General features: G+C 41.7%; 15 protein-coding genes and 1 pseudogene. 7 read left to right on the top strand and 9 right to left on the bottom strand.

Features of this window, described 5'->3' with window-relative positions; translation table 11 throughout:
* Positions 1-32: 32 nt before the first annotated feature.
* The 5 genes and pseudogenes from ccsA (GL182_RS18720) to GL182_RS18700 form a co-directional block, all read right to left on the bottom strand.
* Complete coding sequence (ccsA, locus tag GL182_RS18720; protein WP_163381317.1) at positions 33-2,561, bottom strand: cytochrome c biogenesis protein CcsA; 2,529 nt, start codon at positions 2,559-2,561, stop codon at positions 33-35.
* A 38-nt stretch (positions 2,562-2,599) separates the two neighbouring features.
* Positions 2,600-3,016, bottom strand: coding sequence for a cytochrome c maturation protein CcmE (locus tag GL182_RS18715; RefSeq protein ID WP_163381316.1), 417 nt, complete (start codon positions 3,014-3,016; stop codon positions 2,600-2,602).
* A gap of 3 nt (positions 3,017-3,019) precedes the next feature.
* Positions 3,020-3,262 carry a CcmD family protein gene (locus tag GL182_RS18710; RefSeq protein ID WP_163381315.1) on the bottom strand — a complete coding sequence of 81 codons (243 nt, stop codon included), beginning with the start codon at positions 3,260-3,262 and terminating at the stop codon, positions 3,020-3,022.
* 1 nt (position 3,263) lies between these two features.
* Positions 3,264-3,956, bottom strand: a pseudogene (gene ccsA, locus GL182_RS18705) (cytochrome c biogenesis protein CcsA); the annotation flags it as partial.
* Between the two features lie 353 nt (positions 3,957-4,309).
* Positions 4,310-4,975 carry a heme exporter protein CcmB gene (locus tag GL182_RS18700; RefSeq protein WP_163381313.1) on the bottom strand — a complete coding sequence of 222 codons (666 nt, stop codon included), beginning with the start codon at positions 4,973-4,975 and terminating at the stop codon, positions 4,310-4,312.
* Positions 4,976-5,146: 171 nt separating this feature from the next.
* Here GL182_RS18700 and GL182_RS18695 point away from each other — a divergent pair, with 171 nt between their 5' ends.
* Entirely contained in the window at positions 5,147-6,187 is a 1,041-nt protein-coding gene (locus GL182_RS18695; RefSeq protein ID WP_240469891.1) for a dihydrodipicolinate synthase family protein, read from the top strand.
* 34 nt (positions 6,188-6,221) lie between these two features.
* Here GL182_RS18695 and serS read toward each other — a convergent pair whose 3' ends face one another.
* Positions 6,222-7,499, bottom strand: a complete 1,278-nt coding sequence (serS, locus tag GL182_RS18690) for a serine--tRNA ligase (RefSeq protein WP_163381312.1) — start codon at positions 7,497-7,499, stop codon at positions 6,222-6,224.
* 217 nt (positions 7,500-7,716) lie between these two features.
* Here serS and GL182_RS18685 point away from each other — a divergent pair, with 217 nt between their 5' ends.
* From GL182_RS18685 to GL182_RS18675, 3 genes are read left to right on the top strand one after another with little or no spacing between them, the layout of a single operon-like run.
* The gene (locus tag GL182_RS18685; RefSeq protein ID WP_240469890.1) at positions 7,717-8,538 is read left to right on the top strand and encodes a PIG-L deacetylase family protein; all 822 of its coding nucleotides are present in this window, start codon (positions 7,717-7,719) and stop codon (positions 8,536-8,538) included.
* Between the two features lie 54 nt (positions 8,539-8,592).
* On the top strand, positions 8,593-9,351 hold the full coding sequence (locus GL182_RS18680) for an SDR family NAD(P)-dependent oxidoreductase (protein ID WP_163381310.1): 759 nt from the start codon (positions 8,593-8,595) through the stop codon (positions 9,349-9,351).
* Positions 9,352-9,375: 24 nt separating this feature from the next.
* A complete protein-coding gene (locus GL182_RS18675) occupies positions 9,376-10,233 on the top strand; it encodes a fumarylacetoacetate hydrolase family protein (RefSeq protein WP_163381309.1) in 858 nt (285 codons plus the stop codon).
* 96 nt (positions 10,234-10,329) lie between these two features.
* Here the strand turns inward: GL182_RS18675 and GL182_RS18670 are convergent, their stop codons facing one another.
* Positions 10,330-12,837: a mechanosensitive ion channel family protein gene (locus tag GL182_RS18670; RefSeq protein WP_163381308.1), complete on the bottom strand. Its 2,508-nt coding sequence runs from the start codon at positions 12,835-12,837 to the stop codon at positions 10,330-10,332.
* A gap of 312 nt (positions 12,838-13,149) precedes the next feature.
* On the opposite strand from GL182_RS18670, the gene GL182_RS18665 reads away from it, so the two are divergent.
* The 3 genes from GL182_RS18665 to GL182_RS24330 all read left to right on the top strand — a co-directional run bounded on the left by GL182_RS18665 (position 13,150) and on the right by GL182_RS24330 (position 16,391).
* A complete protein-coding gene (locus tag GL182_RS18665; protein ID WP_163381307.1) occupies positions 13,150-14,631 on the top strand; it encodes a Do family serine endopeptidase in 1,482 nt (493 codons plus the stop codon).
* Between the two features lie 440 nt (positions 14,632-15,071).
* Positions 15,072-15,656, top strand: a complete 585-nt coding sequence (locus GL182_RS24335) for a phage integrase SAM-like domain-containing protein (protein ID WP_240469889.1) — start codon at positions 15,072-15,074, stop codon at positions 15,654-15,656.
* 165 nt (positions 15,657-15,821) lie between these two features.
* A complete protein-coding gene (locus GL182_RS24330) occupies positions 15,822-16,391 on the top strand; it encodes a site-specific integrase (RefSeq protein WP_240469888.1) in 570 nt (189 codons plus the stop codon).
* A 138-nt stretch (positions 16,392-16,529) separates the two neighbouring features.
* On the opposite strand, the gene GL182_RS18655 is transcribed toward GL182_RS24330, so the two are convergent.
* Positions 16,530-16,922, bottom strand: coding sequence for a hypothetical protein (locus GL182_RS18655; RefSeq protein WP_163381306.1), 393 nt, complete (start codon positions 16,920-16,922; stop codon positions 16,530-16,532).
* A gap of 1 nt (position 16,923) precedes the next feature.
* On the bottom strand, positions 16,924-17,079 hold the full coding sequence (locus GL182_RS18650) for a hypothetical protein (protein WP_163381305.1): 156 nt from the start codon (positions 17,077-17,079) through the stop codon (positions 16,924-16,926).
* Positions 17,080-17,104 lie beyond the last annotated feature (25 nt).

Here is a 17,104-nt window from a genome sequence, read left to right as displayed (position 1 = left end):
TAAATTTTTTACAGAATTGGTGAAAAGCAAGTTTATTCCAATCCTTTGCGCTTCATCTTCTGAAATTCATCAAATCTTCGGAAAATGGCCACCGTAAAACCAATCAGCATGATGATGGTCCCAAGCCATAGCAGGTTGATCATGGGCTTCACAGCTGCTTTCATGACTACATAGTCCTTTTGGTAGGTATTGACTTTAAAGACAAATTTGTTTTCTTCAGGTACTATATTATCTACCTCTACCTTTATGCCCAGGTCATTATCTATATCTACTATTTTCCCGACCTGATTTCCCCGAATGAGGAAAATAGGAGAGAGTTTTTTCTCTACATCATAATCCATGATGGTGAGTTCGGCCTTGACGGCGATGTCTCCCTCTTCCAGGGTTATGCCATCCACTTCGGTGATTACTTCCGCCCCCTCAAATTGGGTGACAAAATCATTGATGAAAAACTGTTCACCAGGTGTGGCATTGATAAAATTATCTTCCTTCCATTCAGGTTCCTCATAATCATTGATGGCAGAAACGTGGGTGTAGAGGTCTCTGGAAAGATACCTTTTGGAGTCAGGAGAAGATATGAGGCCCATGGTAGGATTTGGCTGAGACATGGGAAATAAGGTGAATTTCAAATCCTCTTCCTGGTAATATTCTACTTTAAAGTAAGAATTCTCCTGGAGCACCAAATTTACTGTATCTCCTTTTTGGTGATGTAGTTTCCCTTTTGATTCAATGGGTTCAAGTGCCACGGCCTCGTTTACCTCACCGGTTTCTTCGAGGGCATCTGCTTTGACATATCCCGGGACTCCGGTGACTTTTTTGTACCTGCCCCTGTAAATGACTTCATATTCCTTCATTTGCAAGGGTTTATTAATCCAAAGCAATACATTTTCCTTGTTCAATTCATCTTCCCAGTCTTTTTTATAGGTCAGTCCGGACATATTGATGGAGATGGTATCGGAATAGCCGGAAGAAAACATTACACCGATCAATACCATTCCCAAACCAATGTGTGCCAGAGATCCACCTGCCAGTTTAAAGGTCTTTTTTCTCAGTAGTTTTATTAATATGGTGCTGTTGGCCACGATGGTGAAGGCACCTGCCAGGACAATAACAATGTAGGTTACATCATAAACCTTTCCAACAGTAATCACAATGGCTGCCAGAATCATGGATATGATGTAGGGGGTTACCAGGGCATTTTTCAAGTCTTTCTTGTCCATTTTATTCCACCAGAAAAACTGACCTATCCCTGTAAGTAAAGCCAGGGCCACTGCAAACCACAATTGAAACTTGGTATAAAATCCGACTTGATCGGCTGGAGGGGCAAGGTTGGAAAGCCCCCCAAAGCTTTCAATGATGGCATTGTAAACGGGAATGGAGGTTGGTATGATGACTTGAAATGCCATGAGCCCCAGGGTAGTGGCTCCTATGAATATCCAAAATTCTCTGGAGTAAACAGATGCTTCTCTTTCGGAGGTAGGAATATTTTTCCACTCTTTGATAGACAGCACCAGAGCTACCCCCAAAAAGAACAGCATGTAAATCAACAGTTGACCTGAAAGCCCCAGGTCGGTAAAGGAGTGTACGGAAGAGTCTCCCAACACGCCACTTCTAACCAGGAAGGTAGCATAGAGCACCAGTATAAATGAACTGATGACCAGGATAATGGATGTCTTTAAAGCAGTTGCACTCTTTTTAAAGGTAATCATGGTATGGATAGCAGCTACCATGATGAGCCAGGGAACATAAACTGCATTTTCAACAGGATCCCAATTCCAGTACCCACCAAAATTAAGCGTGACATAGGCCCAATAAGCCCCCATGATGATGCCCATTCCCAGAATCATAGCGGAGAAAATGGCCCATGGCAATGCAGGACGTATCCACTCTGAGTACCTTTTCATGGCCAGACCTGCCATTAAGAAGGCAAACGGAACCAGGGTAGAGGCATAACCCAAAAACAGGGTGGGCGGGTGAATGACCATCCATATATTTTGCAGCAGGGGGTTCAGCCCTGTGCCATCCTCAGGAATAAATTCAGGATTGATTTGAAAGATTGGTGCTTCGGACATGTCCCGAAGCAACATGAAAGGAGAACTACCGATTTTGAGGTCCCCAATTACCACGCCTAAGATCATGGACACCAAAAAAGCCTGAACCAGTGTAAATACCACCATTACAGGACCCTCCCAGAATTTATTGGTGTGGATGACCACGAGGCCCAAAACCACATTCCAGAAAATCCATAAAATAAAGGCTCCTTCCTGTCCTTCCCAAAAACTGGAGATCATGTAATGAACGGGAAGGCCGGTGGAGGAGTGGGAATAGGCGTAAAAATATTCAAAGCGGTGATTGTAAATGATTTCAAACAGGCTAAAAGCAATGAAGAAAGAAGCCACCCCATGGATATAAAAGGTGATCCTGCTGAAGTTTTTCCAGGAAGGTTTTTCCAGTTCGCTCGCCCGGGTATAATAGAAATAGGAAAGGGCCGAAACCAGGGCGCTGACAAAAGCCAATATGACCATAAAATGGCCCAGACTACCCACAAAGGTATTCATCATGTTAAAATTCTTTTAAAGTGTAACTGATCCCGAAAATTTTAAGAAGAAGCAGTTTTTAGATCTGTTTCCTGGTATTTTGAGGGGCACTTCATGAGAATTTTTTCAGCCACAAACATTTCCTCAGTTTTGTATGTGCCGATGACCACTACCTGTTCTGACCTGATAAAGTCTGCCGGGACAGGTTCATTATAATATACCTGCTGTTCAGTTCCGTCATTGTCCACCATTACAAAAGTGAAGGAAGTTTTGTCTTCTCCCACTTCTATTCCCACTACCTTGCCACTCCCATCTTTTTTCAATTCTCCAACTACGTGTATGGCAGCAGTGTTACCATTTTTGGCCATGGATTTGGCTGTAGAAAAACTTTCATACGTACTGGCATCTCCTATGGATGTGATGATGATGATGATGGCCACTCCAATGATGCCCAAGCCAATGATATGTCCTCTTTTCATGGTTTAATTTTTAAATTTTTCTTCAAGCCCGCTGATCTTTCTATCAGTCTGTATCACATAAACCAAAATTCCACCCAAAACAATTCCAATTATGGCGACTAACACATAGATTTTTCCATCCGCACGCATACCGTCGGCCATTTGTACGCTTGAGTTTTGGTAATCATCTTCTGTAATTCCTATTTTATCCTGTGCTTTTATAGCAAAACTTACCATCAAAAGCAGGATGACTATGTATTTTTTCATGTTATTGATTGATCAATTTATCTTCCATTTTTCTTTCCAGGCGCCTGGTCCTTACCCTGATGGTACTTATCCATGCGCCTAGCAGCGTCCATCCGATGATGGCCGGATAAAATACCTTCCTCAAATTACTATCCATGTCATAAGCATTAAATCCAGGATTGCCTCCGTTTCCCGGGTGGAGACTGTCAGTCAGTCTGGGCAAAATAAATATCAGGGGAATAAAGGCAGCAAAGGCAAAAATACTGTACACGGCACTGATTCTGGCGCGCTGATACACATCTGTTAAAGAATTTCTCAATACCAGGTAGGCAAAGTACATTAAAAGGCCAATGGCGGAAGCGTTTAACTTCGGGTCATTGGTCCAATAATCACCCCAGGTAAATTTGGCCCATACCATACCGGTACTAATCCCCACTACCCCGAAAAGGATGGCTGCATTGGTAAATTCCACAGCCATGTCATCATGAGCCAGACTGCCCGTCCTAAGGTGTTTGATGCCATAATATACAGCAACCATCAGCATCAGTATCATCCCAAACCACATGGTGACATGAAAAAACAGGGCCCTTATGGTTTCATTCAGGATGGGTAGTCGGGGCACATCTATCAGCAAACCCGCAATTAAAGTGTAAGCCAATAAGGCGATGGCCAAAATTTTCCACCAATAAGCTTTCATCTCTTTATAATTTGATTTTTTTCGTTCAAATGCCTGCCCCGATCTTAAATCGGGAGAGTATCACATGATTCCCCTTCCGATATTTATCGGGCCATTGATCTGTTTGTCGCTTTCAACTTGTCCGATTTCATAGTGTATCGACTTAATTTCCTGGCCCAGCTTTTCTGTCCTTTATTGCGTTTTATAAATCCATTTTTTATCCTTTATTGGGAAAAATGAGAAAATGTAAACGCATAGAATGAGTTAACTGCTCCTTCAATACGAATACAAAATTAAGTTTTAAAAGGGGATTAATATATTTTTTCACGGTTTATTTGCTCATCGGTAAAAATCCGGTAGCAAGGTGATATCCATTGGTCACCAATCGCTAATCAACTCCTCCAGAGGTAAGGAAACAGGATGTAGGAGCTGGCGGTTACGATGGCATTTATGGCCAATAAAGTAAGGATTTTTTCTAAATTGATTTCTCTGTCTAAACCATCTATGGCATTCTTCGACACCTGAATGGCCATCAAAAGAATAGGGATCAATACCGGAAAGCTTAAAATAGCCATCAATGTACCGTTATTGCCAGCTTTAGATGCAATGGCTGAAACCATGGTCAGGGAGGCGGAAAAGCCCATGGCTCCCAGGAGTAGGTTCAGGACAAAAAGGGGTTTATCGGCTACGGGATTACCAAATACTACTCCAAAAACCAAATAGCCCAGTAAAGCCAAAATAAGGGTAAGCAAGGTGTTGTAAATGGTTTTGGATAGAATGATCGCTTCAGGGGAGGCAATCATGTAATAATACAATTGCCTGGCCTGATGTTCCTGGACAAAACTTTTGGCCACAGCATTGACGGAAGAAAACAAAATGATGATCCAGTACAGGGAATTCCAAACCGGTATCCCCAGGTTTCCCTTGCCGGCCCCCATGCTGAGGTAGGTGATAAAAACAGCACTGACCACGTAAAGTAGAATCCCGTTGATGGCGTACTTTTGTCGCCATTCCAGCACTGCTTCTTTTCTGACCAATAGGACGATTTCCTTCCACATACTGCGGCAAATATAGGAAGAGGGATATTATTGTCAGCGAAAATGGGGTTATTTTATCTGAGGATTAGCCTAAATCAAAGGCTAGAGGGTAGCTCTGATAGGGGTTCTCGTTTGATGAGATAACCGAAATCTGGATAAATTGTATAAGCATATCAAATTTGAATTGTTATTATGGATGACAAAATAACCAACGACCCGAAACAAAGAAGAGATTTCATGAAGAAAATGGTTTTGGGAACGGCTGCCAGCCTGATGCCAGTTTATGGATTGCAGGCCTGGAACGAAATGAAGGAATCAATGGGAGAAAAATCCTTTGTACCGGTAATGTTGACACCTTATAATAAGGACAAATCCGTGGATTATAAAGGGTTGGAATCCCTGACAGATCATTACCTGGCTGCCGGTGCCAGGGGTTTGTTTGCCAATTGTCTCAGCAGCGAAATGTACGATCTGAGCCCCGAAGAACGATTGAAAGTAACCGAAACGGTAGTCAGGCGGGTTAATGGTCGGTTTCCGGTGGTCGCTACTGGTTCCTTTGGAAAAGATGCTTACGAGAAGGCGACGTTTTCCAAAAAACTGGCGGATACCGGAGTGGATGCAGTCATTTTGATTACTTCCCATTTTGCAGCACCAGAAGATTTGGATGAAACCATGATTCGCAATCTGGAAGCTTATCTGAATCAAACCCATTCCCTTTCCCTGGGGACTTACGAATGTCCCAGCCCCTACAAGCGGGTTTTGTCCCTGGAAGTGCTGGACTTTCTTTTGGGTACAGGGCGGCTGGTTTACCACAAAGACACCACAGAAGACATCGAACATATCCGTAAAAAGCTTCGCCTGTCTGATGGGTCTGACCTTGGCCTTTACAATGCCCATATAGGTAGCGCTGTCGCATCACTGCGGACAGGTGGAGCAGGGTTATCCCCTATTGCAGGGAATTATTACCCGGAAGTAATTGCCTGGGTGTGCCAACATGCCGAAGATCCTGACAAAAAAGCGGAAGTGGATTGGCTTCAGGATAAGTTGACGGATATGGAATCCAAAATCACAGCCAATTACCAGTTATCCTCCAGGTACTACCTGAATAAATCCGGTCTAAACCTGGAGCTTACCAGCCGAAGGGCAAATGCTTCGCTGACCAGGGAGGAGCAGGAACAAATTGACCAGGCTCACCGTGAAGTTCAGGAATGGAAGGAACGACTGGGGGTTTGATTTCAACAATTTTCAGGAACAGCAAGGCATTGTATTAGGAAATCCACTCAAACCCCAGGTAAGGAACCAGGACCTCTGGCATTTTTATTCCCTTTTCACTCTGATTATTTTCTAGTAAAGCAGCCACTATTCTAGGTAATGCCAAAGCACTTCCGTTAAGGGTATGTGCCAGAACGGTCTTTTTGTTTTCGTTTTTAAACCGCAATTTCAGCCGGTTAGATTGGTAAGTTTCAAAATTACTCACTGAGCTCACTTCCAGCCATCTTTCCTGAGCACCCGAAAACACTTCCATGTCATAGGTAAGGGCGGCAGTAAATCCCATATCTCCCCCGCATAACCTGAGCACCCGGTAGGGTAATTTAAGCTTTTGTAACAAACCTTGCACATGCAGGCTCATGTCTTCCAGCGTTTGATAAGAATGGTCGGGATGGGTGATCTGAACGATTTCTACCTTGTCAAACTGGTGAAGGCGATTTAAACCCCTGACATGTGCGCCCCAATTGCCGGCTTCCCTTCGGAAACAGGGTGTATAGCCTACATTTTTTTTGGGTAGATCAGACTCCGAAAGCATTTCATTTCGATACATATTGGTGATAGGAACCTCAGCGGTAGGTATCAGGTATAGTCCATCCTCGCTGGCAAGGTACATTTGACCTTCTTTATCGGGAAGCTGGCCGGTAGCATACCCACTTTCTTCATTGATCAGTATGGGGGGTTGTACCTCATCGTATCCTGCTTTTTCTGCTTCATCCAGGAAGAAATTGATCAGGGCCCGCTGAAGTTTGGCACCTTTTCCCTTGTAGACAGGAAATCCTGCCCCAGATATTTTTACGCCTAATTCAAAGTCTACGATATCATACTTCTTTATCAAATCCCAATGAGGTAATTTATTAGCAGTCTCAAGCTCAGGTAGTGGTCCGTTTTGCAATATTTCTTCATTATCGTCTGCAGTTATTCCGGCTGCTACTGTGTGATGGGGGATATTGGGAATGGTGTAGAGCAATTGGACCAGTTCCTTTTCGCTATTGTTATAGTCATCCTCCAGGGTTTTGACCGCACTTTTAATCTCAGCGGTCTGCATTTTGATTTTTTCAGCTGCTGCTTTTTCCCCTGCCTTCATGAGCTGACCAATTTGCCTGGCCAATGCATTGGATTCCGCCTGCAAACCATCCCTTTCTACCTGGATTTGTTTTCTCCTATCATCCAATTCCAATACCTGACGGAGCAAATTCTCGGGATTTTTCAGGTTTCTTTTTTTTAATCCCTCGCAAGTATGGTCAAATTTTTCTCTTATCTCATTAACCTGAAGCATATGTAGTATGGCTGTGTTTTCGATTCAAAATTCAGGATGCAAAGATAAGGAATAAGTTTTGGGCAAAGCGGAGAATTCGGGGATAATTTGAATTCGGAGATTGGCAAAATAGGTCTAAATGACTAACTTCAACCTTTATCTTTTACGAACCAATAAAAAAATTATGAAATTAAAATTCCTTGCATTATTATTTTGCGTATTTTCTATTTCCTTGGCAATGGCGCAGGAAAATCCGCTAAGGATCATCATGATTGGGGCACATCCTGATGATTGCGACATAAAAGGAGGAGGAACAGCCTCACTTTTTGTAGCCATGGGGCATAAGGTTAAATTCGTCTCAGTGACCAATGGGGATGCAGGTCACATGGAAGAGGGCGGAGGCATGCTGGCCAAACGCCGAATCGCAGAAACCCAGGAGGTGGCCCGGAGACTCGGGGTAGCATACGATGTCCTGGATAACCATGATGGAGAATTATTACCTACCCTGGAAATCCGGCTACAAATCATCAGAAAAATCCGCGAATGGGATGCAGACATAGTGATTGCCCCCCGGCCCAATGATTACCACCCGGACCACCGGTACACCGGGGTATTGGTTCAGGACGCAGCTTACATGGTGGGGGTTCCCAATATAGCGCCTGATACACCTGCTTTGGAAAAGAACCCTGTTTTCCTGTATTTTCAGGATCATTTTCAGAAACCCAATCCATTTGATCCCCATGTAGCCGTAGACATTTCCGCCGTGATTGATAAGAAAATCGAGGGAATGGATGCCCACGAATCTCAATTCTACGAGTGGTTACCATGGATCGGAGGATATGCAGAAGAAGTACCCGAAGGCAAAGAGGAAAGAAAAGAGTGGTTGAAGGGCAAACGATTTGGTAGTATCAATGCTGCCGTAAGGGAAAGCCTGGAAAAATGGTATGGTGCTTCAAGAGCCGCTCAGGTAGCTTACGCAGAGGCTTTCGAAGTATGTGAATACGGTTCACAACCTTCAGAAGAAGAACTGAAGAAACTCTTTCCCATGTTGGGGGAATAATTACTACCCACAAGGTTTTTTAGACGGAATGCAATTACCCAAAAGTATAAACACATGAAGAAAAAGAATATTTTGGTGACCGGAGGGGCAAGCGGGATTGGATTGGCCATTGTCAGGAAGTTTGCGGCAGCAGGGGCAACAGTGTACTTGCTGGATTTTAATCGTGAAAATGGTCAAAAGGTGGCAGCAGATCTTACCCAGGAAGGGTATCAGGTTTATTTTAAATTAACCGATGTATCGGACCAGGCACAGGTAAAAGAGGTTGTAGCTGGTATAGAGGGAAACCTGGATGTTTTGGTAAATAATGCCGGAGTATCACATATAGGGAACCTGGAGACCACTGAGGAGGCTGATTTGGACCGGCTTTATTCGGTCAATGTAAAAGGAGTATACAATTGCTCCAGGGCTGTAATCGGAAGGATGAAATCCCAGGGTGGGGGAGTCATCATCAATATGGCTTCTGTAGCAGCCACCATGGGTATTCCCGATCGGTTTGCGTATTCGATGTCAAAGGGGGCGGTGTTAAACATGACCCTTACCATAGCTCGGGATTATGTAAAGGATAATATCAGGTGCAATGCCATCTCTCCTGCCAGGATCCATACTCCATTTGTAGATGATTACCTTACCAAGACCTATCCTGGAAAAGAAAAAGAAGTTTTTGATCAATTGGCAGCTACTCAGCCGGTAGGTCGGATGGGTAGCCCTGAGGAGGTCGCTAACATGGCCTTTTTTCTGGCTTCCGATGAGGCAGCCTTTCTCACAGGAGCCGATTATCTGGTAGACGGAGGATTTTGTAAATTAAAAATGTAACCAATAAAAAAAACAGGAAAACCAATGAAATTGATAAGATTTGGAAAAGTAGGACAGGAAAAATCGGGTGTAGTTACTGAGAAGGGAAAAAAGCTGGATTGTTCGGCTTTCGGCAGTGATTGGACAGCTGAGTTTTTAGGAAAAGGTGACAGCCTGCAAGCATTGAAAAAATGGTTGGATAGCCATGCAGATGAATGTCCGGAAATTGCTGAAGGAGAAAGATTGGGATCACCAGTTCCCTACCCCTCAAAGATCATGTGTGTAGGGCTGAACTACTCACTTCATGCCAGGGAAAGTGGGATGGATGTCCCAAAGCAACCCGTGTTGTTTATGAAAGCTACTTCCTCTTTGTCAGGCCCATTTGACCCCATCATCATTCCAAAAAACTCCAAAGCCACTGACTGGGAAGTGGAATTGGCCATAGTCATTGGGAAGAAGGCCAGCTATGTTTCTGAATCTGAGGCCATGGATCATGTATTCGGGTATGTTTTACACAATGATGTCAGCGAACGGGATTTTCAACTGAACCACGGAGGACAATGGGTTAAGGGTAAAAGCTGTGATAGTTTTGCTCCTGTGGGTCCATATCTGGTAAGCCGGGATGAGATAACGGATCCGCATGATCTAAGGCTTTGGCTAAAGGTAAATGGGAAAATCATGCAGGACAGCAATACCTCCGATCTGGTATTCAACGTCCCCCAATTGGTGAGTTATATCAGCCAATACATGAGCCTGTTGCCGGGAGATATTATCAGTACAGGTACTCCTGCAGGTGTGGGCATGGGGCTGAAGCCTCCCACCTACCTGAAAGCAGGAGATGTAGTAGAGCTGGGTATTGATGGTCTGGGTGTTTCCAGGCAAAGGGTTGAAGATTGGAAGTGAAGATTCAGTTCGGCTCTTCAAAAAAAAGGAAACAAGTTTTGTTTCCTTTTTTTTGATTTGTTGCTGCTGGAAGCCCTTGCGCTCAAATAAACGAACTTATTGTTCTTCACCGTTTTTTTTGGAGTTTGGGTTTAACTGCCCGCTTTTTATATGTAAATCTCTTTGAGGAAAAGGAATTACTATATTTTCCGCAGTGAAAGCAGAATAAATTTCTCTTAAGACTTTATTTTTGACTTGAATCCAGTCATCAAAATTAGCAACCCAAAACAAGATTCGAATTTCCACTGCACTGTCTCCAAAATTGTGCACCAGGATATTGGGAGAGGGGAAAGAAAGGATTTCCTCCTGAGTCACAATTTTTTCGATGATTTCATGTACTTTTTCAATATCAGAACCATATGCTACTCCTACCATTAACTCTACCCTTCTCTTTTTATCGGACAAGGTCCAATTGACCAGATGTTGTGAAAGCAAATCCCCATTGGGAATGACCAGTTCGGATCCATCATAGGCCTGAAGTGTGCTGGAGCGGATACCCACCTCCTTGACCACACCCGATCGGCCTCCTACTTCTATTGCATCGCCTACCTGTATAGGGCGTTCGAATGCCAGAATGACACCCGAAACCAGGTTATTGACGATGGTCTGCAAACCAAATCCTATGCCGACACTGAGTGCGCCAAGGACGATGGCTAATTTGTCAAGCGATAGGCCAGATGCTGTAACTGCAAGGAAAAAGCCCAGGGTTAGGATCGCCAGCCGAATCAACAGGATGGATGAGCCCAGTCGCTTCTCTCTGGGGCCTGTATTTTGACTATCCCGAATAGAGGCAAAATAAGCGATGTTTTTTGCCAGTACTGAGGAGATCCATATGAGTAAAAAGAAAATTAAAATACTTCCATAAGTAAAAGTAGTATTGCCAAAAGTCCGATCGGCTTGTAGAAAAGACCACAACTGATCGCCTAAAGTTTGATTCAGTGAAAAATTGACAAGCAATAAATAGAACCACATGAATAATGCGAGAAAAGAGAAAATCTTTTTCATGCGGCTATAAATTGCCTGGTAATTAAGGTAATTGGCATAGTCCTTCTGATTTTCTTTACTTAGTTCTGATTGCAGATAGATGGCCTCCATCAGTACAAGTACAAATACATAAAGAGAAATGCCTTGCATGGTGCTTAAGGTCGAGGCTACTCCTAAGATTTTACCCAGGCTGAATCTACCAATTGTATGAAATCCGATGGATACGATTTGCATCAAAAGGAAAAAATAGATCAGGTAGGACAAATTGGCCGGGAAGGTAGCCGGATTCTTTTTAATTAGAGACAAGACTTGAAGCCCTATAGCAATTCCTATCCCTGAAAACCCCAACAGGTACCACTTTTCCTGATGGGCCATTTGGGTAATGAGGTTACTAGCGCCAAAAACTAAAAACGCCATTACCATGAGAATCCAAAGTAGCATTGCTTGTTGATCCAGCACGATGCGGATCAAAAAGGTAGTGGATAAAACGCTTCCCAAAAGGCAAGCCAGAATAAGAAGGTATGGTGGGAAGGATAAAAGGTACGGAATGATTGTGAATACGATCAGGGCCGTACCCAGAAATGGTGAATACCTAAGGTATTTACTCCTTTCCAATATCAGGTGAGAAAAGTCTTTGGTATGGCTAATTCTCCGGATCATGTTTCGAATGCCAAAATAGGCCAAAATGGAAACGACCAAAATAAAAAACAACCAGCCATATTTTGATTGCAGGTAGTGCTTCAAAATCAGTCTGTTGAGCGTCAAAGTCTCTTGTATGACCAGTGTCAGAGGTTTTTTTATCCCCGAAGAATGAACTTCCCATAAATATGGGCTGTCTCTCTTTAAAAGATTTCTTCTAAAATCCCGCTGCCGGCTCCTTAAAGATTCCAGGATTTCGTCAAGCTCAATTTTTATTCCAGTCAATCTGGTCTGGATTTCCAAACCTTTGTTTCTCTTGATGCTATAAATACTGTCAACGTAGGCAAATTTATTTTTTAGTATTTCCTTTTGTTGAAAATATCCCTGAAGAGCTCCTTTATCCAATATTTCTTCTGCAGAAAGGGAGGTTTTGCCGATGTTAATTAATTTTTCTCCCGAAACGATTAATTGATCTACATTTTCATTGATTTCTTTTTGCCAGCCATTGACCTGGAGTTGGTATCCTATTACCAGGTTTTCCAATTCATTTAGAAACCTCAGATTTACGGTGCTTTCTTCGATAAGAGCTTGTTCCCTTATCCTGGTCAGTACCAATTCCATGACGGGGATTTCTTCACGCAGGAATGAAGTATCCCTGCTACGCATCATATTCGTTTGAATTTCCTGGAGGGTATTCAGGAAGGATTGGGTTTGCTGGATCTGCTGTTCGATACCTAGCGGCTTCACTTTCAGGCTGTCAGCCATTTTGACAGTGTCAGTATTTGTTGTTGGTTTCTGATCAATATTCAGGTTTAATCCCTGTGCGTACCCGAATAGCGGAGAAGAAATATAAACCAGCCAAATGACAGTTATTTTCAGAAAGTAGCGGCCATTAAAAGTTGGCAGAAAGTGTGTAAACGGATGGATAGGGGAGGAATTCATTGGATAAATGAAAGGATAACCGAAGGATAGCGTAGTAATTTTAATTATTTTTTAAAGATAATTAAAGTTTTGTGTGATTTATTTCTACTTGTTTTTTGTTGGCATACTAAACCGATATGCAAACTTTAAATGCACACATTGGTTTAAAAGTCATTAGCGAAGGGGATTTCACTTTCCAGATGTTAAACTGATGGGATTTTATTGTTAAATGCTGTTAAAATAAATGATTTGTTGGTAGGTGGCACCATTTTGGGAGCAACTTTAAATGATTCTTGACGTGTAATTTATGAAGTTAATAAAGAAAGGTATACGATGAATAGAAAACAGTTTTTCCTCGGGATGATTCTGGCATCATTGATTGGCGGTATGGTAGCCGTCTTAGGTGTAAGTTTAATGCAAAATAGCCAGGATTCATCTACAAATTTCAACGAAAAACAGAATACCAGTTTTGTCAATTGGTTGAATGACGATCGTTTTGTGGTTCCGGAAGGAATTAATTTTGTAGCTTCTGCTGAGCAGGTGACACCTGCAGTAGTTAATGTTAGAAGTACAGTTACCATGGGCAATCGCCAGGGTGGAGTAGATCCACTTGAAGAGTTTTTTGGCTTTAGATCTCCCAGAGGCGAGGCACCTCCCAGAGAAGGCAGGAGTTCTGGGTCAGGTGCGATTATCTCTGAAGATGGTTACATTGTCACCAACAATCATGTCATTGAAAACGCTTCTAAGGTAGATGTTACTCTTGAAGATAACAGGAGGTTTGCTGCCAGGGTTATTGGTACTGATCCCACTACAGATTTGGCTTTGCTCAAAATAGAAGCCCATAATTTAAAATATATCCCGTTTGGAGATTCAGATCAGGCGAAAATAGGAGAATGGGTGCTTGCTGTCGGTAATCCCTACGAATTGAACTCTACGGTTACAGCAGGTATTATCAGTGCCAAGTCAAGGAATATAGGTATTCTCAGAGATGAGAGTAACCTGCAAGTGGAATCCTTCATTCAAACTGATGCAGCTGTAAACCCCGGTAATTCAGGAGGACCTTTAGTTAACCTCAATGGTGAAATTATTGGCATCAATACAGCCATTGCGTCAAGAACTGGCGGGTTTAGTGGCTATTCATTTGCTGTCCCCAGCTCTATGGTAAAAAAAGTAATGGATGACTTGTTGGAATTTGGTGCCGTCCAAAGAGGGTTACTTGGTGTTGTCATCATGGATGTCAACGCAGATATTGAGGAAGTTATTGGAGAAAAGTTAAATGTCAACCGGGGAGTATATGTAAGGGAAGTAAATGAAGGGAGTGGTGGAGAAGAAGCTGGATTGCGGAAAGGAGATATCATCATCGGTGTTGATGGATTTGATGCCTTCACCACGTCTTCCCTCCAGGAAAGGGTCGCCAGAAAGCGACCCGGAGATAAGGTCGAAGTAAAATTTTTAAGGGATGGTAAGGAAATGACTACGACAGCAACATTGAAAAATATTTCAGGTGACACCAAAGTTGTCATCAAAGAAATCCCCAAAACCACTGAGTTTGATGGTGTCATTTTTGAAGACTTGAATGCAACCATTAAAGATAGACTCGAACTGGAAGGTGGTGCATCCATCTCAGTAATAGAAAATGAATCCTGGAGAGAGGCTGGTGTTAAAGAAGGGTTTATCATCACAAAAATTGGGAGAACCAAAATCTCGAACGGAGAAGATGTGATTGAAGCTTTAAATGCCTACAAAGGTGAAGAGGTGACCATTTTGGGTGTATACCCCAATGGTCAACGATCCTATTATGATTTGGATCTGTAAGAAGTTTTCAAGTTATGGACAAAAAAACGCCTCCTGATTTCAGGAGGCGTTTTTTTGTGTTTTCGGTATAGCCGATTTTCCAGGCCTTCTGATGTGCAGTAAATCCTTTCTTAGGGTTAGCGTTATGCTTGCGAAGCTATCGATTAGGTCATCGCAGGTAGCTCCAATGTAAAACCGGTCTTTAATTTCGGAGTAAAGTATGTAAAAATGGCAAGGCATAAACCAAAAAGGCCCTGATTAAGGGCCAAAGTAGTGGGAGTTTAGGGATTCGAACCCTCCTACAAGTCATACTAAAAAGTTGCCATAATAGCTATATATCCATACATTAATCCATGAAATGTGACAACTTATGGGGTGGTATGTATCAAATATTAGCCCCACAAATAGCCCCACTAAATTATTTTTTGATATATTTGGTATACATTCAAAGACCGAAAGAAATGGAGGCGACCTTAAGATTTGAACTACGATTGGATACTGTAAACAAGAAAGGGGAGCATCCTCTTATATTGATTCTGAGAATTGCAGGACAACGGAAAAAAGTGGCGACCGGGATTAAATTGTTTCCTGAACTATGGAATAACGAAAGTCAGCAGATTAATAATCTCACAACCAAATTAAAGGATTTTCTCAAAAAGAAGTACGGTGGAGATCTACCAACCAAAAATGAACTTATAAATTATCAGGAGACAATTTATGGGCTAAAAAATCAAGTAGCAGGAATTGAATCTAGATTTGACTATGATGGGGTAACCTACAGTGCTACCATGGTGGTTGAGGCATTGCAAAAAACCAAAACTTCTAAAGTAAAAAAGGAGGATGGCGCAAATCTAATTTACGACCTAATTGACAAATATATAAAAGAGAACGAACATACAAGAGCTACTGGAAGCTTAAAAGTGTATAAAACGCTGAAAAGGCATTTGCAGAATTACCAGGCTACGACCAAACTGGTGATTCGGCCAGATCAGCTAGACCATGCGTTTGTGCAATCATTCCAGAACTTCCTAATTAATTGGGAATAAGTTCATAAAACAACTTCCACGGTCCGAAGGCTTAATAATATCACGATTGCAAAACAACTAACCACGCTCAAAGCTCTACTTAATTATGCGAAAAGAAATGGGGTTGAAATTAGCAGTGGATATAAAGATTTTATCATTAAGCGTGAGAAACTTGAAGTAATTGCATTGACCCAAAATGAACTTGATGGACTTTTTAATCTGGATCTGAGCAAGGATAAGCGGCTGGATCAGGTTCGGGATGTTTTTTGCTTTAGCTGTGTAACAGGATTTAGATACTCAGATCTTGAGCAATTGAGGAGAGAACACATCAAAGAAAGGGAAATAAGACTTACAATAAAAAAAACAAAGGAGGCCTTAATTGTTCCATTAAACGTTTATTCTAAATTGATCCTTGAAAAATATAAGGAGCGAGCGTATCCTCTTCCTGTTATATCCAACCAGAAGTTTAATAAATACATCAAAGAGCTGTGCGAAAAGGCCGAGATAAACGAGCCCCTAGAAATAATTCGATTCAGGGGAGCGGAAAAAATATCCAAAATCTACCCTAAATATAAAGTCATCAGCGCCCACACCGGACGTAAAACCTTTGCCACTCTCTCCCTGGAAAAAGGGATTCCGGCCGAAACTGTCATGAAGATAACAGGCCATGCAGATTACAAAAGTTTCCAACGGTATGTAAAAGTTACGGAAGAAAGAAAAAGAAACGAGATGCAGAAAGCCTGGGGAGCCCCATAGAAAAAACTAAAAATTGAACCCAGGTAAAAACCGTCGCCGCCGTCGAGTTCCGTGCCGTTAAACCTGTAACCCGAAGTCAGTAGACAGGTATTAAATAATGATCAACCAACTTAACTTCATAAATCACCAATAGTTGAGTTATTTTGGGTCGAATTTTATATTTATATAGCTATATGTTTTACCATCTTTAACATAAATTATATTGAACTTTTTATCAAAAGGTATTATTAGCATATCTAGACTATTGAATTCATCTGGATAATTTAAAATTCTAAAATCTTCAAATTGATTTGAAAAATGAAGCGAAGCCAAAGAATCAATTTTTTGATTACTTTTCGAATCTATATTTTCCAAATCCTGAATAAAATAATTTATAATTAATTCGCTTTCGCTTACTGATTCTATTTTATCCTTGTTTCTAATATTAAATATGTATTTTATTAGGTTATAATAAAAATATGAAAAATTAAAATAAATAATAGTCGAAACGATTATTCCTATCAATATTCCTATACCTATAAATTTTTTCATATTATTTAATTAAAGAATCAAAATATTCAGTCTCACCTCTGTAGTCTTTTATATCTTTGTATCCAATACCCAATAATTTATCACATCCTGAATCTAAGGTATCTACGGCCAATTCCTTTACCGCACTTCCAAAGCTTGAAATATCCTCATCGGACATTTCAATTCCGGATTTTAAATTTGAA

It is taken from the genome of Cyclobacterium sp. SYSU L10401 (genome assembly GCF_010993705.1).
Taxonomy (GTDB): domain Bacteria; phylum Bacteroidota; class Bacteroidia; order Cytophagales; family Cyclobacteriaceae; genus Cyclobacterium.
This window is presented reverse-complemented; position numbering and strand designations above follow the sequence as displayed.